Origin of the sequence: Pseudomonas sp. FYR_2 (assembly GCF_043106425.1) — a bacterium.
GTDB classification, from domain to species: domain Bacteria; phylum Pseudomonadota; class Gammaproteobacteria; order Pseudomonadales; family Pseudomonadaceae; genus Aquipseudomonas; species Aquipseudomonas monteilii.
In genome coordinates this window covers 108,899-129,805 of the sequence record NZ_JBICMM010000006.1, presented here as the reverse complement: position 1 = coordinate 129,805, position 20,907 = coordinate 108,899, and the positions used below count along the sequence as shown (strand labels likewise).

Annotated in this window: 17 protein-coding genes and 4 pseudogenes; 10 read left to right on the top strand and 11 right to left on the bottom strand. The window is 64.0% G+C overall.

Annotated features, from left to right (window positions below; all coding sequences use genetic code 11):
- Window positions 1–2 precede the first annotated feature (2 nt).
- Window positions 3–788: a sulfite exporter TauE/SafE family protein gene (locus ACF8R4_RS01415; RefSeq protein WP_012271535.1), complete on the bottom strand. Its 786-nt coding sequence runs from the start codon at window positions 786–788 to the stop codon at window positions 3–5.
- 105 nt (window positions 789–893) lie between these two features.
- Entirely contained in the window at window positions 894–1,487 is a 594-nt protein-coding gene (locus tag ACF8R4_RS01410; protein WP_016714792.1) for a helix-turn-helix domain-containing protein, read from the bottom strand.
- A 115-nt stretch (window positions 1,488–1,602) separates the two neighbouring features.
- Here ACF8R4_RS01410 and ACF8R4_RS01405 point away from each other — a divergent pair, with 115 nt between their 5' ends.
- From ACF8R4_RS01405 to ACF8R4_RS01395, 3 genes are all read left to right on the top strand, one after another.
- Window positions 1,603–2,739, top strand: a complete 1,137-nt coding sequence (locus tag ACF8R4_RS01405; protein WP_060498399.1) for an FAD-binding oxidoreductase — start codon at window positions 1,603–1,605, stop codon at window positions 2,737–2,739.
- Between the two features lie 12 nt (window positions 2,740–2,751).
- Window positions 2,752–3,129 carry a RidA family protein gene (locus ACF8R4_RS01400; protein ID WP_060498398.1) on the top strand — a complete coding sequence of 126 codons (378 nt, stop codon included), beginning with the start codon at window positions 2,752–2,754 and terminating at the stop codon, window positions 3,127–3,129.
- Window positions 3,130–3,200: 71 nt separating this feature from the next.
- On the top strand, window positions 3,201–4,265 hold the full coding sequence (locus ACF8R4_RS01395) for a hypothetical protein (RefSeq protein WP_060498397.1): 1,065 nt from the start codon (window positions 3,201–3,203) through the stop codon (window positions 4,263–4,265).
- A gap of 33 nt (window positions 4,266–4,298) precedes the next feature.
- Here ACF8R4_RS01395 and mcpA (ACF8R4_RS01390) read toward each other — a convergent pair.
- From mcpA (ACF8R4_RS01390) to ACF8R4_RS01380, 3 genes and pseudogenes are all read right to left on the bottom strand, one after another.
- Window positions 4,299–4,895 (bottom strand): annotated as a pseudogene (gene mcpA / locus ACF8R4_RS01390) (methyl-accepting chemotaxis protein McpA); the annotation flags it as partial.
- Between the two features lie 258 nt (window positions 4,896–5,153).
- Window positions 5,154–6,185, bottom strand: a pseudogene (mcpA, locus tag ACF8R4_RS01385) (methyl-accepting chemotaxis protein McpA); the annotation flags it as partial.
- Between the two features lie 142 nt (window positions 6,186–6,327).
- Entirely contained in the window at window positions 6,328–7,206 is an 879-nt protein-coding gene (locus ACF8R4_RS01380) for a LysR family transcriptional regulator (protein ID WP_060498395.1), read from the bottom strand.
- A gap of 102 nt (window positions 7,207–7,308) precedes the next feature.
- Between ACF8R4_RS01380 and ACF8R4_RS01375 the strand changes: the two genes are divergently transcribed.
- A complete protein-coding gene (locus ACF8R4_RS01375; RefSeq protein WP_060498394.1) occupies window positions 7,309–7,737 on the top strand; it encodes a PACE efflux transporter in 429 nt (142 codons plus the stop codon).
- A 19-nt stretch (window positions 7,738–7,756) separates the two neighbouring features.
- On the opposite strand, the gene ACF8R4_RS01370 is transcribed toward ACF8R4_RS01375, so the two are convergent.
- The 5 genes from ACF8R4_RS01370 to ACF8R4_RS01350 all read right to left on the bottom strand — a co-directional run bounded on the left by ACF8R4_RS01370 (window position 7,757) and on the right by ACF8R4_RS01350 (window position 12,325).
- Window positions 7,757–8,815, bottom strand: coding sequence for a hypothetical protein (locus ACF8R4_RS01370; protein ID WP_060498393.1), 1,059 nt, complete (start codon window positions 8,813–8,815; stop codon window positions 7,757–7,759).
- A 219-nt stretch (window positions 8,816–9,034) separates the two neighbouring features.
- Window positions 9,035–9,703, bottom strand: a complete 669-nt coding sequence (locus ACF8R4_RS01365; protein WP_060498392.1) for a GntR family transcriptional regulator — start codon at window positions 9,701–9,703, stop codon at window positions 9,035–9,037.
- 16 nt (window positions 9,704–9,719) lie between these two features.
- Window positions 9,720–10,424, bottom strand: coding sequence for a FadR/GntR family transcriptional regulator (locus ACF8R4_RS01360; protein WP_104835180.1), 705 nt, complete (start codon window positions 10,422–10,424; stop codon window positions 9,720–9,722).
- A gap of 44 nt (window positions 10,425–10,468) precedes the next feature.
- Window positions 10,469–11,782 carry a C4-dicarboxylate transporter DctA gene (locus ACF8R4_RS01355; RefSeq protein ID WP_016714783.1) on the bottom strand — a complete coding sequence of 438 codons (1,314 nt, stop codon included), beginning with the start codon at window positions 11,780–11,782 and terminating at the stop codon, window positions 10,469–10,471.
- 228 nt (window positions 11,783–12,010) lie between these two features.
- On the bottom strand, window positions 12,011–12,325 hold the full coding sequence (locus ACF8R4_RS01350; protein ID WP_028699651.1) for a helix-turn-helix domain-containing protein: 315 nt from the start codon (window positions 12,323–12,325) through the stop codon (window positions 12,011–12,013).
- Between the two features lie 143 nt (window positions 12,326–12,468).
- Between ACF8R4_RS01350 and ACF8R4_RS01345 the strand changes: the two are divergent.
- The 3 genes and pseudogenes from ACF8R4_RS01345 to ACF8R4_RS01335 form a co-directional block, all read left to right on the top strand.
- Window positions 12,469–12,873, top strand: a pseudogene (locus tag ACF8R4_RS01345) (PAS domain-containing protein); the annotation flags it as partial.
- A 789-nt stretch (window positions 12,874–13,662) separates the two neighbouring features.
- Window positions 13,663–14,157: pseudogene (locus ACF8R4_RS01340) on the top strand (methyl-accepting chemotaxis protein); the annotation flags it as partial.
- A gap of 13 nt (window positions 14,158–14,170) precedes the next feature.
- The gene (locus ACF8R4_RS01335; RefSeq protein WP_060498389.1) at window positions 14,171–15,859 is read left to right on the top strand and encodes a bifunctional diguanylate cyclase/phosphodiesterase; all 1,689 of its coding nucleotides are present in this window, start codon (window positions 14,171–14,173) and stop codon (window positions 15,857–15,859) included.
- 22 nt (window positions 15,860–15,881) lie between these two features.
- Here ACF8R4_RS01335 and ACF8R4_RS01330 read toward each other — a convergent pair whose 3' ends face one another.
- A complete protein-coding gene (locus ACF8R4_RS01330; protein WP_060498388.1) occupies window positions 15,882–17,630 on the bottom strand; it encodes a sigma-54-dependent Fis family transcriptional regulator in 1,749 nt (582 codons plus the stop codon).
- A 223-nt stretch (window positions 17,631–17,853) separates the two neighbouring features.
- On the opposite strand from ACF8R4_RS01330, the gene ACF8R4_RS01325 reads away from it, so the two are divergent.
- The 3 genes from ACF8R4_RS01325 to ACF8R4_RS01315 are packed head-to-tail and all read left to right on the top strand — an operon-like array spanning window position 17,854 to window position 20,905.
- Window positions 17,854–18,948, top strand: a complete 1,095-nt coding sequence (locus ACF8R4_RS01325) for an ABC transporter ATP-binding protein (RefSeq protein ID WP_060498387.1) — start codon at window positions 17,854–17,856, stop codon at window positions 18,946–18,948.
- A complete protein-coding gene (locus tag ACF8R4_RS01320; protein WP_060498386.1) occupies window positions 18,948–20,045 on the top strand; it encodes an ABC transporter ATP-binding protein in 1,098 nt (365 codons plus the stop codon). Before ACF8R4_RS01325 ends, ACF8R4_RS01320 begins: the two co-directional genes overlap by 1 nt.
- A complete protein-coding gene (locus ACF8R4_RS01315) occupies window positions 20,042–20,905 on the top strand; it encodes a carbohydrate ABC transporter permease (RefSeq protein WP_016714776.1) in 864 nt (287 codons plus the stop codon). The genes ACF8R4_RS01320 and ACF8R4_RS01315 overlap by 4 nt, the downstream gene beginning before the upstream one ends.
- The last annotated feature ends 2 nt before the right edge of the window (window positions 20,906–20,907 follow it).

The following is a 20,907-nucleotide window of genomic DNA, read 5'->3' as shown; positions in this document are numbered from 1 at the left end:
GCTCAGAACGCCAGCTTGTAGCCGATCAGCAGCAGCATCGCCGCCAGGCACGGGCGCAGTACGCGGTCGGAGATCCGCCCGGTGAGGTGGCTGCCCAGGTAGATGCCCGGCAGCGAGCCCAGCAGCAGGTAACCCAGCAGCGACCAGTCCATGTTGCCCATGCCCGCGTGGCCCAGCCCTGCTACCAGGGTAAGGGGCACGGCGTGGGCGATTTCGGTACCGACCAGGCGGCGGGTGACCAGGAACGGGTACAGCAGGAACAACGCCACAGTGCCCAGGGCGCCAGCACCGATGGAGGTGAGTGTGACCATTACCCCCAGCACAACGCCGGTGAGTACGGTGAGGATGTTCAGGCTGCGATCGCTGAGGTGGTAGTGGTCACCGGCATGACGGCTGGCAAAGGCCTGCAGGCGCGATTTGAACAGGATGGCCAGCGCGGTCAGGATCAGCACCACCGCCAGGCCTTGCTTGATGATGGCATTGAGCGCCGAGGTGTCGGTGTGCAGGGTGCTGAGGAACCACAGGGTCAGCGCAGCGGCGGGTACGCTGCCCAGGCTGAGCAGGCCGGTGATTTTCCAGTCGATGTTCTTCTGACGCGCATGCACCCAGACGCCACTGGCCTTGGTGATGGCGGCATAGAGCAGGTCGGTACCGACGGCCGTAGCCGGGTTGATGCCAAACCACAACAGGATCGGGGTCATCAGCGAGCCGCCACCGACGCCGGTCATGCCGACGATGAAACCCACGACCAGGCCAGCAATGGTGAAACCAAAAGAACCTACATCCATACGCTACTCGACTGCCCAACGTTGCCCGTTATCGGATGCAGCCAGCATATAGATTTTTTTATAGCCAAATAGACTTGTTCGTTATTAGGTTATAACCGAGGCGGCTTAACGATCCGTCATCACCACCATCACATGCGCATCGCCGCCGTCCTCGCTCTCGGACAGATAGATATGCCCCACCTGGCTGTCGAAATACGCCGTTTCCTGTGGCCCGATGCTCACCGCTTCGCCGGTTTCGAACTCGATGCGCACGCGCCCGCTCAGCACCAGGGCGAACTCTTGCCCGGGGTGGCGGATAAAGTCGTCGAACTGGCCGCGTTCACGGGCGATGATGCGGGCATAAGCCGGCGTCATACGCCGCTCGGGGAAGTCGCCGGCGATCGGGTGGTAGTCATAGGTGCCGGTCGAGTAGCCCGCTGCCGCCGGCAATGAATCGACCACCACGGTCACGGGCACCGGGGCGTTGACCGTGGCACCGGAGCGGAACAACTGGGCAATGTCGACATTCAGCGCCCGCGCAGCGGCGGCGAGCTTTTCATAGCTGACCGACACCTGTGCCAGCTCCATCTTCGACAAGGTGGACAGCGGTACGCCACTGGCTTCGGACAATTGCTTGAGGGTCATCTGGCGCGCCTTGCGCACCTGGCGCAGGCGCTGGCCGACTACGGCGCGGTCAAGCAGGGGTAGGGCAGCGGGCATTCAGCGTTCTCGGCATACGGCGTTGGTCGGGCATCTTACCTTGGACACTTGCGCATTTCTAAATTCTCATATATTAGAATTCTCATAAATGATAATTTTCTTGGCAGGAGCGTGCATGACCCCGATCTACGACACCCTGATCATCGGCGCCGGCATTGCCGGTGCCTCGCTGGGCTATCGCCTGGCTGACCAGCAGCGGGTGCTGCTGATCGAGCGCGAAGCACAGCCTGGCTACCATTCCACCGGGCGTTCGGCGGCCATGTTCATGGAGGCCTACGGCACTGCGCAGATCCAGGCGCTGACCCGCGCCAGCCGGGCCTTTTATGAAGCCCCGCCAGAGGGCTTCTGCGAGCACCCGCTGCTGGAGCCGCGCGGCTGCCTGTATGTGGCCAGCGTGGAGCAGCGCGAGCTGCTTGAGCAGGCCCACGCGCAGAACTTGGCCAATGGCACCGAGGTCAGCCTGCTTGACCGTGATGCCGCGCTGGCACTGGTCCCCAGCCTGCGCAGCGAAACCCTGGCGGGCGCAGTGCTGGAGCCGGGCGCGATGGACCTTGATGTGCATGCCTTGCACCAGGGCTTCTTGCGCGGTTATCGCGCTGCCGGTGGTGAGCTGCGCTGCAACGCCGAGCTGGTCCAGGCCGGGTATCTGGACAACCTGTGGCAGGTGGAATTGGCTGATGGCAGCCGTCTGCAGGCACGTCAGCTGGTCAATGCCGCGGGTGCCTGGGCGGACCGGGTGGCCGAGCAATGCGGTGTGGGGCGCATCGGCCTGCAACCGTGCCGGCGCAGTGCTTTCACCTTTCCTGGCCCTGCCGACCAGGACTTCGCCCGCTGGCCGGCGGTGATTGGTGTCGACGAAAGCTTCTACTTCAAACCCGACGCCGGGCAGTTGCTCGGTTCGCCTGCCAACGCCGACCCGGTAGAGCCGCAGGATGCTGCGCCGGAAGAGCTCGATGTGGCGTTGGGCATCTACAACATCGAAAACATGACCACCTTGACGATCCGCCGCCCCAGTCACACCTGGGCCGGGCTGCGATCGTTCGTTGCGGACGGCGACCTGGTGGTGGGTTTCGATGCACACGCCCCCGCGTTCTTCTGGCTGGCGGCGCAAGGTGGTTATGGCATCCAGTCGGCAGCGGGGGCTTCGCGCCTGGCCGCCGACCTGCTGCTTGGCCAGCCCCTGTGCTCCAGCCTTGTCAGCCAGGGCGTGGCGCCCGAGCGCCTGTCCCCAGCCCGTTTACAGCAACCTTGAAAGGAGCATCCCATGAGCAATGACATCCAGCGTTTCCCCAGCAGCCTGCCGTTCCCGTTTTCCCGTGCAGTGAAGGCCGGTGGTTTTCTGTTTCTCTCTGGCCAGGTGCCGATGAGCGCCAGCGGTGAAGTGGTGCGTGGCGACATCCAGGCCCAGACCCGCGCCGCCTGCGAGCGCATTGCCGAAAGCCTGGCGGCTTGCGGCGCGCGTTTCGACCAAGTGATAAAGGCCACGGTATGGCTGTCGGACATGAGCCACTTCGCCGGTTTCAACGAGGTGTACAAGGAGTTCTTCGGTGCCGCGTTGCCGGTGCGCTCGACAGTGGCCTCGGCGTTGGCGCTGGGGGTGGATGTGGAGATTGAAGTGCAGGCGTTTGTCGGCGATCTGTAACTGAGCGGAGGCCGCTCCCGCAAAAGCGATGCGGTGGCAGCAGGACAACAACAATAAATCCAGAGGTTCACATGCAAGAGCAGCTGAAGATTGCCGGCGCATTTGTCGGCGTGATCGTGGGGGCGGGCTTCGCTTCGGGGCGGGAACTGTTGTTGTTCTTTGTCGATTTTGGTGTGTGGGGGTTGGTGGGGGCACTGGTCAGTGCAGCCCTGTTTACCTTCCTTGGCATGGCCCTGGCCGGGTTGGGCAACCGCCAGCAGGCCACCTCGCACAAGGACGTGATACAGGCCATCTGCGGCCGCCACCTGGGCCTGTTCGTCGACTGGCTGATCACCTTTTTCATGTTCGCCGTCACGGTGGTCATGCTGGCCGGTGGTGGCGCGTTGCTGGAGCAGCAGTTCGGCATTCCGGCACTGACCGGCAGTGTGCTGGTGACGCTGGTGGTGGTGGCGATTGTGTGCCTGGACGTGCGCAAGGTGATCCTGGCCATCGGTGCCATCACACCGCTGTTGATCCTGGTGGCTTCGGCGATTGCACTGTACGCCGTGTTTACCCGTGCACAGAGCTTCGCCGCGCTCGACCAACTGGCCAGCCAGCAGCAGGCCGGTACCCGGCACTGGCTGTTGGGCGCGTTCCTGTATGTGTCGTACAACATCGTTGCCGGTGCGCCGATCCTGGCCATTCTGGGTGGTTCGGCCAAGGTCGAGAAAACCGCAGTGTGGGGTGGCCTGCTGGGTGGGGCGGCGCTGGGCGGCCTGATGCTGGTGATGAGTGCCGGGCTATTGTCGCGCCTGGACAGCGTGGCCGACTTGCCCATGCCGATGCTGTCGATTGCCAACGAAGTGTCACCGCTGCTGGGGGTGGTAATGTGCCTGATCATCTTCGGCATGATCGTCAACACGGCGGTGGGTACGATGTTTTCGTTCCTTTCGCGGCTGCTGCCGGCGGGCACGGCAACGTTCCGCTGGGGTTCGGTGATAACCGGGGTGGTGGCGTTTGGCTGCAGCCTGGTGGGGTTCATCAGTCTGGTGGGGGAGGTGTACCCGTTGTTTGGCTACCTGGGTTTCGTGCTGATGGCGGCGGTGTTGCTGGCCTGGGTGCGGCGGGGCAGGGCCACGAAAGCGGCTGTGGCATAAAAATGGGGCGCAGAGCGCCCCTCTTCGGGCCCATCAGATTCTGAAGCTGCCCACCAGCTGCTTCAAGCGCCCGGCCTGCTGGGCCAGCTGGTCGCAATGACGCAGGGTTTCGTTCAGGTTTTCCACGCCCTGCTGGTTCAGGGCGTTGATCTGGGTGATGTCCAGGTTGAGGCTCTCGACCACGGCGGTCTGCTCTTCGGTCGCGGTCGCCACAGACTGGTTCATGCCATCGATTTCGCCAATGCGCTGGGTCACGCTGGCCAGGCGTTCACCGGCCTGGTTGGCTACCTGCACGGTCTGCTCGCTGGACACCTGGCTGGTGTTCATGGTTTGCACCGCTTCGCGCGAGCCTACCTGCAGGCTGGTGATCATGCGGTGGATCTCTTCCGCCGACTCCTGGGTACGGTGTGCCAGGTTGCGCACTTCGTCGGCCACCACGGCAAAGCCACGGCCGGCTTCACCGGCACGGGCCGCCTCGATCGCGGCGTTCAGTGCCAGCAGGTTGGTCTGCTGCGAAATACCCTTGATCACGTCGAGAATCTTGCCGATTTCGTCGGTGCTGGCGTTGAGCGTTTCGATCTGCGCGCACGACTCGCTGATGCGCTGTGACAAGGCGGTCATGGCACTGATCGCCTCTTCCACCACTTCACGGCCGCCGTGTGCCTGCTCGCTGGCGCCGCTGGCATGCTGCGAAGCATCGGCGGCGTTGCGGGCGATTTCCTGGGTGGCGGCGCCCAGCTCGTTGATGGCTGCCGCGACACTGTTGGTGCGCATGCTTTGTTCTTCCGAGCCGGTGATCGACGCGTTGGATGCGCTGACCACCTTTTCCGACAGGTCGTGCACCAGGCGGGTGGCCGAGGACACTTCGCTGATCGAGGCATGGATGCGCTCGACGAAGCGGTTGAACGAGGTGGCCAGTTCGCCGAACTCGTCCTTGTTCTGCACGGTCAGGCGGCGGGTAAGGTCGCCTTCACCCTCGGCGATGTCGCGCATGGCTCGGCCCATGGCGGTCAGCGGGCTCATCAGCACCGGGATCAGCAGGCCGAGCAGGCCGGCGATGGCAGCCACGGCAATCAGCATGGCGATGATAGCCGAGGTACGGAACTGGCTGAGTGCGGCGTAAGCCTTGTCCTTGTCGATCGACAGGCCGATGTACCACTGCGCCGACGGCAGGCCGGCTACCGGGGCGAAGGAAATGATGCGGTCCTGGCCGTTGAGGGTGACATCCTGCAGGCCGGCGGCAATCCGCAGGTTGCTGCCAGGGTAGATGTCTTTGAGGTTCTTCATCACCTGCTCTTTGTCGGGGCTGACAATCACCTGGCCATTGGCGTCTGCCAGGAAGGCGTGGCCGATGCCGCCGAAGTCGACCGAGTTGATGATCTCGACCAGGGTGTCGAGGGTCACGTCACCGCCGACCACACCGATCAGCTCGCCGTTGCTTTTGCTCTTCACCGGGGTGGCGATGGTGACCATCAGGCCGCCGACCGCGCCTTGGTAGGGGGCGGTCAGCACGGTCTGCCCGGCACTGGCGGCGGCGCCATACCAAGGGCGCTGGCGCGGGTCGTAACCGGCAGGCATCTGGGCGTCCGGGCGCTGGGTGAACGCACCGTTGGCCTGGCCCAGGTAAGTGAACAGGAAATTACGCGTGTAGGACGGCTGCTCGATCAGCCCGGTCAGGGTCTCGCCGGCACCTTGCTGGCCGATGTCCTGGGCCAGGTTTTCCAGCACCAGGATGCGCCCGCTCATCCAGTTCTGCACGCTGCTGGCGGTCAGTGCACCGGATTGCTGCACCGACGCTTCGATGTTCTGGCGGATGGTGTTGCGTTGCAGGTAGTCGTTGTAGAGCGTGAACAGGGCAAATGCCAGGACCACGACGCCGCAGGCGCTGAGCAGGATCTTGTGGCGAAATTTCAGGTTCATGTTTCGAGACCTTGAGCCAATGAGGGGAGGGCGCAGCGCGCTCATGACGCACTGCGGGGCCTGTCGACCGGGATATCGGCTAAAGGGCTAAAAGATTGAAGTACTTACAGGAAATTCTTATGGCCGTTTCGACAGACGGTAATCAACGGTTACTCAACTGCTGGATCAACAGCCGTGCGGCTTGCTGCAGCGGTTGTTGCTTGCGCCACAAGATGTGTACCGGCAACTGCAACTCGTTGCGTGTATTGCGAAAACCCAGGCGCACCAGGCGTCCGCTGGCGAGCAGCGGCGCAACCCGCGACAACGGCAGGTCGCCCCAGCCCAGGCCTGCTTCCACCATTTGCAACGCCAGGTCGAAGCTGTCGGTTGACCAGTGCGCTGCGCCGATCAGCGGGCGCGGGTCGGCCATTGGCAGGTCGCGGCTGCGCACCAGAATCTGACGCACCTGGGTCAGGTCTTCGAGGTAATGGATGCGCCCCTCGCGCAAGGCCGGGTGGGCCGGCGACAGGGTGGCCACCAGCGACTCCATGCCGATGTGCTGGAAGCCTCGGCGGGCGTCGACCTGCAGGCCTGCAAAAGCCACGCAGAGGTCGGCGCGGCCACTGTCCAGCAGGTTCAGGGCTTCTTCCTGCGGGGCGCTGAGCAGGGCGATATCCAGCAGCGGATGGCGTTCGCCAAGGCGTGCGATGGCCGCCAGCAGTGGCCGGTGGTCGATGTCTGGTACCACGGCCAGAGTCAGGCTGCTTTCCAACCCTTTTGACAGCTCCAGTGCGTGTACCTGCAGCAAACCCAATTGTTCGCCAATCAGTCTGGCGTGTGGTTCCAGGGCCAGGGCTTGGGCAGTTGGGCGAACCTCACGCGAACCACGTTCGAACAAGCTGTAGCCCAGTTCCGCTTCAAGGTTGCCGATAGCCATGCTCACGGCTGAAGGCACGCGCTTGAGGGCGCGTGCGGCAGCAGAAAACGAACCGCAGTCGAGCACGGCTAGAAAAAGCTGGATGTTGTCGCTGGAAAAGTTCATGGCAGCCTCCTGTCAGTAGATCTGACAGCTGCTAACTTTTGCTGTCAAGCATGGTGAAGCATGATCGCGCCCCATCGTTTTTGTCATTGGAGGTAACCCCGAGTGCAGGGATTGAAACGCAAGCTGGTCTACGTAACTTTTTATGAACTGATCGGGTTGTGCATGTCGACCCTCGGGCTGGCTTACCTGTCGGACACCCAGGCGTCGCATACTGGGCCGCTGGCGGTGATGATCACCACCATCGCCATGTTCTGGAACCTGGTTTACAACACCTTGTTCGAAGGATGGGAGAGGCGCCAGGCCAAGCGTGGGCGCAGTGTGGCGCGGCGGGTGGCGCATGCCATCGGCTTTCAGCTGACGCTGGTGGTGTACCTGATTCCGCTGATTGCCTGGTGGCTCGACATGACACTGGTGGAGGCGTTGCTGGTGGACATGGCGTTCATCGTGCTGGTGCCTTGCTACACCTTTGCCTACAACTGGGCGTTTGATCGGGTGTTCGGGCTGCCAAGTTCCGCGATGGCCGCTGCCTGATGTTTCTCCTGTGCCGCCCCTAAGGCGGCAGGCGAATGATCAAAGGTGCTTGCTGCTTCACTTGCTGTTCTACCGGTTGCTCGACGGGCCGCGGCACACTGGCCAGCAAGCTGTCCTCAACCTGCCCCGACAGGTAGTACACCCCCGCCATGGCCCCGCTCTGGCGGTTTTCCATCAACTCCTGCCATTCCTGGTTCAGCGCCACGTTGAGGATCACCCGCAACTGTTCGACCATCTGCGGGTGATCGCGGTCATGGGTCATCATGCCGTAGCCGGCCGCCGCAATCGAAATCATCGCCCCCGCCACCTTGCCCACCGCCGACGCCACGGCACTGGCGATGCCGCGCGGGGCCAGGGTAGCGCCGAGCTTTTCGCTGGCCTGGGTGGCCACCGAGTTCAGCCCGACATCGGTTCTTCCGGGGCCTTTGCTGGCCTGCTCATGCAAGTGCTGGCGCATGGCTTGCCAGGCCGGTTGCTGGTCCAGCGACTTGGCCCGAAGCAGTTGATACAGGCTGGCATTACGCGCATCCGGCGGCCCCAGGTGGATGGCGGGGATGCGGTTGAGGCGCTGGCTGACCTGCTCGGGCGGCGCGTTGTAGCGGCTGATGATGGCGGGTAGCTGCTGGCCGAGCAGCTGCAGGTACAGCTCGCAGGCGCGGTCGCGGATGCCCTCGGGGTTGATCTGCTCGGCCACCGGTTCGATCACCCGCTCGTGGTATTGCTCCTGCAGGTACAGGGCCAGGCGCTTTTGCGCAGGTTCACGGCCTTCACCGCTGTCGAGCTTGTACCAGGCCACTTTGAGGGTGAGCCACTGCTGGGTCCAGTAACCGGTGAACCAAGGGATGAAGTCGCTTTCGGTGCGCTGTTGTACCTGCTCCTTCCATACCCGCATGGAGCGCCGGGCATAGTCGTTGGCCGAGCCGGCGGCGCCGACCGAAGCGTCGATCAGTTCCTGGTCGATGCGTTGCCAGGCGGCGGGCGTGAGCGCTGCGGGCGGTGGCGGGGCAGGCGGACGCTTGCTCGCGCAGCCGGTCAGGGCCAACAGCAGGCACAGCAACAGAAGGACTCGAGCACTCACGCAACCGCCTCCCTGATAGAGGCTGGGGTGGTTCTCGTAGTATAGGGTGGGGTTGTTGGGGCTGCTGCGCTGGCCATCGCTCGCTCAGCACAGACATAAGTTTCTGTCGGGACGCAGTCTCTGTGGGAGCGGGCTTGCCCGCGAACACGGGCGAAGCCCGTGCCATCGACCGCGTCAGCTTCTTCGCGGGCAAGCCCGCTCCCACAGCGGAACGCTGATTCATTCCAGGTCGAGCTTTTCTTCCAGGCGGTCCAGGTGCTTGTGCATCAAATCCAGCGCGGCCTCGGCATCGCCTTGCTCCACGGCATCAATGATGGCCGCATGCTCTTCCCATGCACAGTGGTCGCAGCACGGTGATTCGTAGCGGGCGATGATCAGCGAGGTCATCGGCACCAGCCCATTGAGGAACCGTGCCAGCGGCGCATTGGCCGCCACCTGCGCCAGTTTCAGGTGAAACTCACCGCCCAGGCGGATCGCCGCGCAGCGTTCACCGCTTTCGTGGTGCTGGCGCTCGCGCTCTACCAGTTGCCGCAGCTGGCGCACCTGCGCCGGACGGGCGCGCTGGGTGGCCAGGGTAATCAGCGTGGTTTCGGCCAGGCGCCGGGCACTGAGCACCTGACGTGCCTGATCCGGGTCGGGCGCGGCCAGGTGCGCGGTGTGGCTGGGGCGCTGCACCACCACCTGCTGGTCGGACAGCCGCCCAAGCACACGACGAATCACGGTGCGACTGACACCAAAGGCATGGCCCAGCGCCTGCTCGGGCAGCAGCGCGCCCGGAGGCAGGCGCTGTTCGAGAATGGCGTCGAACAGCCGGGGGTAGATCTGCTCGGCCGACAGGCGGGTTTCGCCGGCCGCAAGCAGGGCGGGCAGGTGAGGGGCGGCGTTCATGGTCGCTCTCCTGGGGTCATGGATGCGGGTGTTCGTCCGGGATGTTCAGCGAAATGCCCATGCGCTGGCCTTCGGCGAGGATGTGCTGGCGCATCTGGGCACTGGCCTGGGCGCTGTTGCGTTCACGTATGGCACGTACCACTGCTTCGTTCTCCTTCAGCCGAGCCGCCAGGTGCTCGGGCGAGTTGCGCAGCATGTCGGCGCTCTGTTTCAGGGCATTGCCGGTCTGCTGCACAACGCTCTGGAAGATCGGGTTGGTGGTGAGCGCGAACAGCGCTTCATGGAAGGCGATGTAGGCCTTCACGCCGGCTTCGCTGTCATCGGCCTCCAGCGCTTCGCGCATGTCCATCAGGGTCAGGCGTAACTGGCCGATGTCCTGGCTGTTGGCCGATTGCGCCACCAGGCCAACGATGAAGGGCTCAAGGGTGTAGCGCAGTTCCAGTACGTCGGCCAGGCTGGCCGCAGCGCTGGTGTCGATGCCGGGTTCCTCGAGGGTGGCATCGGCGTCCAGTACCAGTACGCCCTTGCCTGGCAACGAGCGGACCAGGCCCAGGGTCTCCAGCACGGTCACCGCTTCGCGCAGGCTAGGGCGGCTGATGCCCAGTTGTTCGGCCAGCTCGCGCTGGCCCGGCAACATGTCGCCGCTGCGCCATTGGCCCCGGGCCAAGGCCTGGCGCAGTTTTTCCACCACTGAGTTGACGACGGTCGATGAGCTGATCACGGTTCGCTCCTGCAAGGGCCGGCATGATCGCCGGCCGCTCTGGTTCAGAATTCCTGTTGATGGTGCGTGTTGGGCTGTTTGCGCGGCGTGGGGGCAAAGCCGGGTTTGCCGTCGAGCACGTTCTGCGCGCGCTCCAGGTCAATGTCCTTTTCCCAGCGGGCGATGGCCACGGTGGCCACGCAGTTGCCAATCAGGTTGGTCAATGCCCGGCCGATGCCCATGAACCAGTCCACTGCCAGCACCAGCACCAGGCCAACCACCGGAATCGCGGGTACGGCGGTCAAGGTGGCGGCCAGGATGACCAGCGCCGAGCCTGGGATGCCGTGAGCGCCCTTGGAAGTCACCAGGGACACCAGCAGAATGGTCAGCAGGTCGGTCATTTCCAGCGGCGTGCCGGTGGCGTTGGCGATGAACACGATGGCCAGGGTCAGGTAGATGGAGAAGCCGTCGAGGTTGAACGAGTAACCCGTCGGGATCACCAGGCCGACGGTGGAGCTGCCAATGCCCAGGTGCTCCAGCTTGCGCATGATCTGCGGCAGCACGGCGTCGGAAGAGGCGGTGCCCAGCACGATGGTCAGCTCTTCACGCAGGTACTTGATGAGCGGCAACAGCTTCAGGCCCGACAGGCGCATGACCGTCCCCAGCACGATCAGCACGAAGCCGGCACAGGTCAGGTAGAACAGTGCGACCAGCCCGCCCAGGTGCTGCAGCGATTCCAGGCCGTATTTGCTGGTGGTGAAGGCGATGGCGCCGAACACGCCGATCGGCGCCAGGCGCACGATCATGCCCATGATGCGGAAGATCACATGGCTCAGCTCGTTGATCAGCCGCGAAATGCCGGCGGCCGAGTCACCCACCAGGTTCAGCGCACTGCCGAACAGGACCGAGAACAACAGCACCTGAAGAATGTTGTTGTCAGCGAAGGCACCGATCACCGAGGTGGGGATCAGGTCCATGAAGAACGCCGTGGCGCCGTGAATGTGCTGGCCGCGCTCGGCCAGGCCGTTGGCATCGGCGGTGGACAGCTGGTCCAGGTGAATGTTGGCACCGCTACCAATGCCACTGCTGAAGGCGAACACCAGGCCGATCACCAGCGCCAGGGTGGTCAGCACTTCGAAGTAGATCACTGACTTCAGGCCGATGCGCCCGACCTTTTTCAGGTCGCCCGCGCCGGAGATACCGCTGACCACCACGCAAAATACGATCAGGCCGATGAGCATCTTGATCAGCTTGATGAAGCCGTCGCCAAGGGGTTTGAGTTGCAGGGAAAGGTCGGGAAAGCTGAGACCGCAGGCGATGCCGAGGGCAAGGCCGAGCACGACTTGCAGGAAGATCGAACGCGAGCACCATTTGAGCATGGGATTGATCTCTGATCGGTGTCCTTGCTTCGGTAGCCGCACGGGGCGAAAGAGCGCAGGACTTAATTATTGTGGTCTTACCGGTTTGTTCAGCGCGAGGCCATAAAAGCGCGAAAAATCCGACTTTGCAAGGGTTTTCGGCCTTACCGGTCTGACCAGTTATGGGGCAATCTGGCCTGCCAGGCTCTACTTCAGTGCATGCCGTGAAGTGGGTAGGCGCGAATCAGTTCAGGGCTTGGCCAGTGCCTGCTCCACTGCTGCAATCAGCTTGCCAAGATCCTTGGGCGGGGCGTTGTGAATGACGCCGAACAGGTAGGCGCGCTGCTCCTCTTCGTCGTCCGGCTCGGCGAAGAAGTCCTTGGGTTTGACGCCCAGCACCTGAGCAAACGCCATGAGTGCATCGATGCTGGGGGTATAGGTACTGGTTTCGAAGCGGCTGATGGTCTTGGGATCGAAGCCGGTCCGTTCGGCCAGTTGTGCCTGGGTCAGGCCCGCCAGCTTGCGGTAGCGGCGCAGGGCGGTACCCAAAGCTGATCTCGTCATCACTTAATTCCCATTTAGAATCAAGAACTTAACGATATCTATCAGCATGGCGCAACGCCATGATTGATCACCTTTGTTTTATTTATGTGATGAATTTCGTAGAATTCAGTGCTTGACCGGTCAGTCATCGTCAACTTCCCTGTGTGGTTCGGCCTCGTGCCCCAACGGCGGGAAGCACATGTGCCATTTGGAGCGGATCGCTACGGATCGGTTCCGGTGGCTGTCGATGGGCTGGGTACCGGCACGTCAGTGAATGGAGTCTCATCGTGCGTCTCAACTTGCCGGTTACCCCGGTCGAGCAACGTTTTCCCCCTGATCAGCGGCTGATTTCTGCTACCGATACCGCCAGCCTGATCACCTACTGCAACCCCGAATTCGCCGCTATCAGCGGCTACAGCGAGGCCGAGCTGATCGGTAGCCCGCACAACCTGGTGCGCCACCCGGACATGCCGCCGGCGGTGTACGCGTTGATGTGGCGCTACCTGAAAGCTGGCAAGAGCTGGATGGGCATCGTCAAGAACCGTTGCCGTAACGGCGACTACTACTGGGTCAACGCTTACGTCACGCCGATCCTCGAAGGCGGGCGTGTGGTCGGCTACGAGTCGGTTCGGGTGTGCCCCACGCGTGAGCAGGTGGCCCGTGCCGAAGCCCTGTATGCGCGGCTGCGTAATGGCCAGGCGGCATTGTCGGTGCCGCGTCGGCTGAGCTTGCTGGCGCAGGCGCTGGCCTTGCCACTGGCGGGCGGGCTGCTGGCACTGGGTGTCAACCAGTTGTGGCCTGGCCTGGTGGGGCAGGGGCTGACCCTGGGGCTGTTCCTGGCCTACGGCCTGTGGGCACGCGATGCCCTTGGCCGGCAGTTGCAGCAGGTTGTGCAAGGCGCCGACGGTGCCTTCGCCGACCCGGTTGCAGCCTTGACCTACAGCGACTTGCCGGGTGCCGCCGGGCAACTGCAACTGATGCTGATCAGCGAAGAGGCACGCCTGAAAACCGCATTGACGCGGTTAAGCGACCTGGCCGGGCAAATGGCCGTGGCCGCCCACGATGCCGGGCAGCTGTCGCGCGGCACCGAGGCCGCGCTGCTGGAGCAACGCGCCGAAACCGACCTGAGCGCCACGGCGATGAACCAGATGGCCGCCTCCATCGGTGAAGTGGCCAACCATGTCCAGTTGACCGCCGCCGAGGCACACACCGCGCACCTGCTGGCCGAGCAGGGCAGCCAGGTGGCAGATGCCAGCGGTGCAGCCATTCGTACCTTGGCCAGCACCGTGACGCAGATCAACCAGGCGGTCAGCCAGCTGGCCGGTCAGACCGGTGCCATCGCGGAGGCTGCCGGAATGATCCGCGGCATTGCCGAGCAAACCAACCTGCTCGCCCTCAACGCAGCCATCGAGGCAGCGCGTGCGGGCGAGCAAGGGCGCGGCTTTGCCGTGGTTGCCGATGAAGTGCGGGCGCTGGCCGACAAGACCCGCCAGTCGACCCTGCATATCCAGGCCATCATCGATGCGCTGCGCAGTGGCGCCGAAGAAGCCGTGGCGATCGCCAGCCAGGGCATCGAAGGTGCCGAGCTGGGTGTTGCCCAGGTGCAGGAAGCGCGACAGGCGCTGCATGGCATTCGCGATGCGGTGCAGCGCATCAGTGACATGAGCCAGCAGATGGCGACCGCTTCGCAGCAGCAGTCGGCAGTGGCCGAAGACGTTTCGCGGCAGATCAACGGCGTAGCCGGTATTGCCCAGCACAGCGCCCACAGCGCCAACGTCGCCGCCTCGCGCGGCGCCGAACTGGAACAGGTGTGCGCCGGATTGCGCGCCCTGGTGGAGCGCTTCAACCGCTAAGGCAGGATGCTTTATGGATGATATCTATCGCGCGGCCGTGGACGCGGCCGCGATCTTTTCGGAAACCGACCTGCGTGGGAACATCACCTACGTCAACCAGCAGTTCTGCAGCATCTCGGGCTATAGCCGCGAGGAGCTGCTGGGTGCCAACCACCGCATCCTCAACTCCGGCCTGCACGAGCCGGCGTTCTTCGTTGGCATGTGGCGGGCCCTGGCCGCCGGGCGGGTGTGGAAGGGCGAGATCTGCAACCGGTCCAAGGACGGTTCGCTGTACTGGGTCGACAGCACCATGGTGCCCTTGGTCGACCCGCTGACCGGCCTGGTGCGCAAGTACGTGTCGATCCGCTTTGACGTCACCGAGAAGCGCCAACTGCTGCACACCTTGCAATGGCGGGTGGGGCACGATGTGCTCACGGGCCTGCCCAATCGCGCCTACCTGTCCGACCTATTGAATCAGGCCCTGGCCTACTCGCGGCGTGAAGACATCCCGCTGGCGGTGTGCATGCTCGACCTGGATGGCTTCAAGGCGGTCAACGACGGTTACGGGCACGCGGTGGGCGACCTGCTGCTGGTGGAAGTGGCCCAGCGCCTGAAGCGCATCCTGCGCGGGGGTGACGCCGTGGCCCGGTTGTCGGGCGACGAGTTCGTGCTGATCCTGCGCGACGTCGATGATGAGCGAAAGCTGCATACAGCCCTGCGGCGGGTTTTGCGGGCATTGGCGGTGCCCTGTGTGGTTCGGGGGCACACGCTGTCGCTCAGCGCCAGTATTGGCGTGACCCTGTACCCGCTGGATGACGAAGATGCCGATACCCTGGTGCGTCATGCCGACCAGGCCATGTATGTGGCCAAGCAGCGCGGGCGCAACCGGTATCACGTGTTCGACGTGTCGCAGGAGCAGGAGCTCAAGGCCACTCACCAGACAGTGGCGCGGGTGCGACGGGCCCTTAACAACCAAGAGCTTTGCCTTTACTACCAGCCCAAGGTCAACCTGCGCAGCGGCCAGGTGCTGGGCTTCGAGGGCTTGCTGCGCTGGCAGCGGCCAGGCCGTGGCGTGGTGCCGCCCGGCGATTTCCTGCCTTGGGTAGAGCAGACCGACCTGATCGTTGAGATCGGCGAGTGGGTGCTCGATCAGGCCTTGACCCAGTTGCAGGCCTGGCAGCAGCAAGGGCAGCCCTGGTCACTGAGTGTGAACATCGCCGCGCGGCATTTGCAGCGCAGTGACTTTGCCGAGCGCCTGCAGCAGCTGCTGGCAGCGTACCCGGCGGTGGACCCGGCCAGGCTGGACCTGGAAATTGTCGAATCCGTGGCCATCGACAACCTGCAGCACGTCAGCCGTTGTCTGGACGCCTGCCGCGCACTGGGCGTGCGCTTCTCGCTGGACGATTTCGGCACCGGCTATTCGTCGTTGAGTTACCTGAAACGCTTGCCGACCCAGACGATCAAGATCGATCAGTCGTTCGTGCGTGACATCCTCCATGATCAGGACGACCTGGCGCTGACAGCGGCGGTGATCGGCCTGGCCCGGGCCTTTGGCCGGGAGGTGATCGCCGAGGGGCTGGAGAGCGTCGAGCACGGCCGGGTGCTGATGGGGCTGGGCTGCGAGCTGGCGCAGGGGTACTGCATTGCCCGGCCGATGCCGGCCGGTGAAGTGCAAGCCTGGGCACAGGCTTACCGGCAACCGGTGCAGTGGCGTAATCCGTGAGTGGCCGTGCAGGTCAATAGATTCATCGCTCACGCAGCCGCTTGTAGAGGGTGGTCCGGCTGATCCCCAGGCCGCGCGCCACTGCTGACAGGTTGCCATTGGCGTGTTCAACCAGCGTCTGCAGGTCTACCGCATCGGTCGCCACCCGCACAGGCACTTGCAACTCGGCCAGAAACCCTGCAGGCAGGTGCTCGACGCCGACTGGCCCGTTGCCCGCCAAGGCCAGTGCCACCTGCAGCACACTGACCAGTTCGCGCACATTGCCAGGCCAGGGGTGCTGATCGAGCAACTCGATAATGGCCGGGGGCAGCCGCGCCGGTTGCCCAGGCTCGCGGTAGCGGGCATGCACCTGGTCGATCAACTGCCGCCGGTCTGCACGCTCGCGCAGCGGCGGCAGCACCACTGTCAGCCCGGCAATGCGGTAGTACAAATCCTGACGAAAGCGCCCGGCACGCACCTCTTCGGCCAGGTCGCGGTTGCTTGCCGACACCACGCGGATATCCACCGCCACCGGTTCGCCGCTGCCCAGCGGCTGGATGCTGCGCGATTGCAACACGCGCAGCAGGCGGGCCTGGGTAGGCAGCGGCATGTCGCCGATTTCGTCGAGAAACAGGATGCCGTGGTCGGCCTTGCGGATCAGCCCCGGGTTGCCTTTGTGGTGGGCACCGGTGAACGCGCCTTTGTCGTAGCCGAACAGCTCCGACTCCACCAGTTCGGCCGGGATTGCCGCGCAGTTTACGGCGACCAAGGGCTTGTCGGCGCGGCTGCTGGCACGGTGCAGGGTTTCCACGAACACTTCCTTGCCCACACCGGTTTCACCCTGCACCAACACTGGAATGTCCTTTTCCAGCAGCAGGCCGGCCTGCACTCGCGCTTTTTCCAGGCGCGGCTCGCCGTTGTCAGGTTCAGGGCGGCGGGGCGTTTCGCGTGGCGGTTGCCACTGACAATGAAAGCGGTTGCGCCCGGTGGCCTGGAGGGCGAAGGGCTGTTGTCGGGGATGGCTGAGCAACTGCTGCAGGGGCAACTGGAACAGCTGCTCGATGTTCTGCTGCAGCGGGTTGCCGCCGAGCAGGCTGTCGGCCCGGTGGTTGGCGGCCAGCACCTGCCCATGCTCATCGAACACCAGCAGGCCGGCCCAAGGGCTGTCGAGGTTGTCGGAGGCGCTGTTGAAGATCAGTTGTGCATGCTGGTCGGCATGCGCGGCGAGGATCAGGCGGTTTTCCAGGCTCTGGCCCATCATGCGGACCAGGCCCAGTGTCTGGCTGGTCGGCAGATAGCCGTCGCTGGCCACGTCGAACACCCCGACCAGTTGCCGTGCAGCGTCGAACAGGGGGGCGGCGGCGCTGGACATGTAGCGGTTCTGGCGCAGGAAGTGCTCGTCCTGGCCGACGTGAATGGCCTGGGCACAAATCAGCGCGGTGCCCAAGGCATTGGTGCCAACGCCGCGCTCGTGCCAGTGGGCGCCGGCGCTGAAGCCATGCTGCTGGCGCGGCTCGATGAAACGCCGCGAACCCCAGCTGTCGAGCAGGCAGCCGCTGGCATCGGCCAGCATCACCAGGTAGCTGGCGTTGCCCAGCAGGTGTGCATATTGCGGCAGCACTTCCTCGCGGGTCAGGCGCAGCAGGGCCTGGCGTTTTTCCAGCAGTTCGCTGAGTTCGGCGCGGGTCAGGCAGTCGAAGTCCGGTGCGTGCTGCGGTTGCAAACCGTGATCGCGGCAGCGGGCCCAGGATGCCTGGATGAGCTGGGCGTGGGTCGAAGCGGATGCGGCCATGGGCCTGTCCTGTGTGGTTGTTGTTATGGGCGGACCGCTGTTCAGTGTTGTTCACGGGTGTTCATTGTCAAACCGGCAGGTGTTCAGTTGTTCAGTGATTGTGTTCACTTGTGAACCTCCGATTTGCGTGGCATGCCGCCCAGGCCCCGAGCCAGAGCATCGGGGAGCAACTGGCACGGAACTGGCTGTGCCTGGCAGACAACAACGACAAGAAGGCCATGCCATGTCCCTGGTGCTGGAGCAGGTCAGCCGCAGCGTCGACAACCAACCGTGGATCGTCGAGGCCTCGCTGCGTTTCGAACCTGGTTCGTTCAACGTGCTGCTGGGCCGCACCCTGGCTGGCAAGACCAGCCTGATGCGCCTGATGGCCGGGCTCGATTGCCCGGACCGGGGCCGGGTGCTGATGGATGGCCAGGACGTGACGGGTGTGCCGGTGCGCCAGCGCAACGTGTCGATGGTGTACCAGCAGTTCATCAATTACCCGACCTTGAGCGTGTACGAAAACATCGCCTCGCCACTGCGCCAGGCGCGCATGGCCGAGGCGGACATCCGCAGGCGTGTGCAGGAAACCGCCGAGATGTTGCGCATCGAAACCTACCTGCAGCGCCTGCCGCTGGAGCTGTCCGGCGGCCAGCAGCAACGCACGGCGATGGCCCGGGCGTTGGTCAAGGATGCCTCGCTGATCCTCTTTGACGAGCCGTTGGTCAACCTCGACTACAAGTTGCGCGAAGGCCTGCGCCAGGAGCTTCGCGAGCTGTTCGCGGTGCGCCACTGCATTGCTGTTTACGCCACCACCGAGCCCAACGAGGCGCTGGCGCTGGGCGGCACCACCACCCTTGTGCATGAGGGCCGTATCGTGCAAAGCGGTCCCACCGCCGAGGTGTATCAGCGCCCGGGCAGTGTGCTGGCGGCCGAGCTGTTCTCCGAGCCGCCGATCAACCTGGTGCCTGGCCGTATCAGTGGCAACGAGGTGAGCCTGGCCCAGGCCGTGCATTTTGCCCGCAATGCCGACTTGCAGGCGCTTGCCGAAGGCGACTACCGCTTTGGCGTGCGCCCCAGCCATATCACCCTGGTGCCGGCCCACGACGATGACCTGGAACTGGCGGTGCTGGTGGAGCTGGCCGAGATCAGCGGTTCCGAAACCTTTCTGCATGTGCGCAACGAGCATTGGCGCATGATCCTGCACCTGCCCGGGGTGCACGAATACCAGGTGGACACGCCGATCCGCGTGTTCATCCCCACCCACAAGCTGTTCGTCTTCGACAGCGCCGGGGCCTTGGTGCAGGCCCCGGGGCTGCGCCAGGCAAGGAGAGGGTGATGGCTGAAATCCGCCTGCGCCAACTGGCGCACAGTTACAGTCGCCAGCCCGCCAGCGAGGCGGACTATGCCCTGCACGCGCTGGAGCATGTATGGGAGCAGGGCGGCGCCTACGCGTTGCTTGGGCCGTCGGGCTGCGGCAAGTCGACTTTGCTCAACATCATTTCCGGGCTGCTGACGCCGTCCCATGGCGAGGTGCTGTTCGACGGCAAACCGGTCAACCAGCTGTCACCGCAAGCGCGCAACATTGCCCAGGTGTTCCAGTTCCCGGTGGTGTACGACACCATGACGGTGTTCGACAACCTGGCCTTCCCCTTGCGCAACCAGGGGCTGGATGAAGCCCGGGTGCGTGCCCGGGTGGAAGAAATTGCCGAGGTGCTCGACCTGTCTGCCGTGTTGCGCAGGAAGGCGCGCAACCTCAGCGCGGACGAAAAGCAGAAAGTCTCCATGGGCCGCGGCCTGGTGCGCGATGACGTGTCGGCGATCCTGTTCGACGAGCCGCTGACGGTGATCGACCCGCACCTGAAGTGGAAGCTGCGGCGCAAGCTGAAGCAGATTCACGAGCAGTTCAATATCACCATGATCTACGTCACCCACGACCAGCTGGAGGCATCGACCTTCGCTGACAAGATCGCAGTGATGCACGGTGGCCGCATCGTTCAGTTCGGCACCCCGCGTGAGCTGTTCGAGCGGCCTCGGCATACCTTTGTCGGCTACTTCATCGGCAGCCCGGGCATGAACCTGATCGAGGTGCGCGCCGAAGCCGATGGGGTGGCGTTTGGTGATGTCCACCTGGCTTTGCCCGATGGCCTGCGCGAACGGCTGGCGGCAACGACAGGCGGGCGCTTGCAAGTGGGCATCCGGCCAGAATTCGTGCAGCTGTGGGACAGCCCGTTCGATGACGCCATCCCCGCACGCGTCCTGGATATCGAAGACCTGGGCACCTACCGCATCGTCACCATCGAAGCAGGCGGTGTCGCGCTGAAGGTGCGCCTGGGCGAGGACCGCCCGTTGCCTGTGGATCAGGCCTGGGTCAGCTTCCCGGCGCAGTGGTTGATGCTGTACGTCGACGATGTGCTGCTGGAGGCCGGGCCATGAACAAAGTGCCGAACAACAAGGCCTGGTGGCTGGTGCTGCCGGTGTTCCTGCTGGTGGCGTTCAGCGCGGTGGTACCGATGATGACCGTGGTCAACTACTCGGTGCAGGATATTTTCGACCAGTCCAACCGCTACTTCGTCGGTGCCGACTGGTACCGCCAGGTGCTGCGCGACCCGGCGTTGCATGACGCGCTGCTGCGCCAGTTCATTTATTCCGCCTGCGTGCTGCTGATCGAGATCCCACTGGGCATCGGCATTGCCCTGACCATGCCGACCAAGGGGCGCATGGCGTCGGTGTGCCTGATCGTCATGGCCATCCCGCTGCTGATCCCGTGGAACGTGGTGGGCACCATCTGGCAGATCTTCGGCCGTGCCGACATCGGCCTGCTTGGCGCTACCCTGGCCAAGCTCGGGGTCAGCTACAATTACGCCGGCGACCCGTTCGACGCCTGGCTTACGGTGCTGGTGATGGACGTATGGCATTGGACGTCACTGGTGGCACTGCTGTGCTATTCGGGCCTGCGCGCCATCCCTGACGTGTACTACCAGGCCGCGCGTATCGACCGTGCTTCGGGCTGGGCGGTGTTCCGCCATATCCAGCTGCCCAAGCTGAAGAACGTGCTGCTCATCGCGGTGATGCTGCGCTTCATGGACAGCTTCATGATCTACACAGAGCCGTTCGTGCTGACCGGTGGCGGGCCGGGTAACGCCACCACTTTCCTCAGCCAGACCCTCACGCGCATGGCCGTGGGGCAGTTCGACCTGGGCCCGGCGGCGGCGTTCTCGCTGGTGTACTTCCTGATCATCCTGCTGGTGTCGTGGCTGTTCTACACAGCCATGACCCATGCCGACAAGGACTAGCC

Excerpts from the sequence above, each read along its gene's own strand:
- ACF8R4_RS01415 (WP_012271535.1), bottom strand. The coding sequence starts at position 788 with ATGGATGTAGGTTCTTTTGGTTTCACCATTGCTGGCCTGGTCGTGGGT.
- ACF8R4_RS01410 (WP_016714792.1), bottom strand. The coding sequence starts at position 1,487 with ATGCCCGCTGCCCTACCCCTGCTTGACCGCGCCGTAGTCGGCCAGCGC.
- ACF8R4_RS01405 (WP_060498399.1), top strand. The coding sequence starts at position 1,603 with ATGACCCCGATCTACGACACCCTGATCATCGGCGCCGGCATTGCCGGT.
- ACF8R4_RS01400 (WP_060498398.1), top strand. The coding sequence starts at position 2,752 with ATGAGCAATGACATCCAGCGTTTCCCCAGCAGCCTGCCGTTCCCGTTT.
- ACF8R4_RS01395 (WP_060498397.1), top strand. The coding sequence starts at position 3,201 with ATGCAAGAGCAGCTGAAGATTGCCGGCGCATTTGTCGGCGTGATCGTG.
- ACF8R4_RS01380 (WP_060498395.1), bottom strand. The coding sequence starts at position 7,206 with ATGAACTTTTCCAGCGACAACATCCAGCTTTTTCTAGCCGTGCTCGAC.
- ACF8R4_RS01365 (WP_060498392.1), bottom strand. The coding sequence starts at position 9,703 with ATGAACGCCGCCCCTCACCTGCCCGCCCTGCTTGCGGCCGGCGAAACC.
- ACF8R4_RS01355 (WP_016714783.1), bottom strand. The coding sequence starts at position 11,782 with ATGCTCAAATGGTGCTCGCGTTCGATCTTCCTGCAAGTCGTGCTCGGC.
- ACF8R4_RS01350 (WP_028699651.1), bottom strand. The coding sequence starts at position 12,325 with ATGACGAGATCAGCTTTGGGTACCGCCCTGCGCCGCTACCGCAAGCTG.
- ACF8R4_RS01335 (WP_060498389.1), top strand. The coding sequence starts at position 14,171 with ATGGATGATATCTATCGCGCGGCCGTGGACGCGGCCGCGATCTTTTCG.
- ACF8R4_RS01330 (WP_060498388.1), bottom strand. The coding sequence starts at position 17,630 with ATGGCCGCATCCGCTTCGACCCACGCCCAGCTCATCCAGGCATCCTGG.
- ACF8R4_RS01325 (WP_060498387.1), top strand. The coding sequence starts at position 17,854 with ATGTCCCTGGTGCTGGAGCAGGTCAGCCGCAGCGTCGACAACCAACCG.
- ACF8R4_RS01320 (WP_060498386.1), top strand. The coding sequence starts at position 18,948 with ATGGCTGAAATCCGCCTGCGCCAACTGGCGCACAGTTACAGTCGCCAG.
- ACF8R4_RS01315 (WP_016714776.1), top strand. The coding sequence starts at position 20,042 with ATGAACAAAGTGCCGAACAACAAGGCCTGGTGGCTGGTGCTGCCGGTG.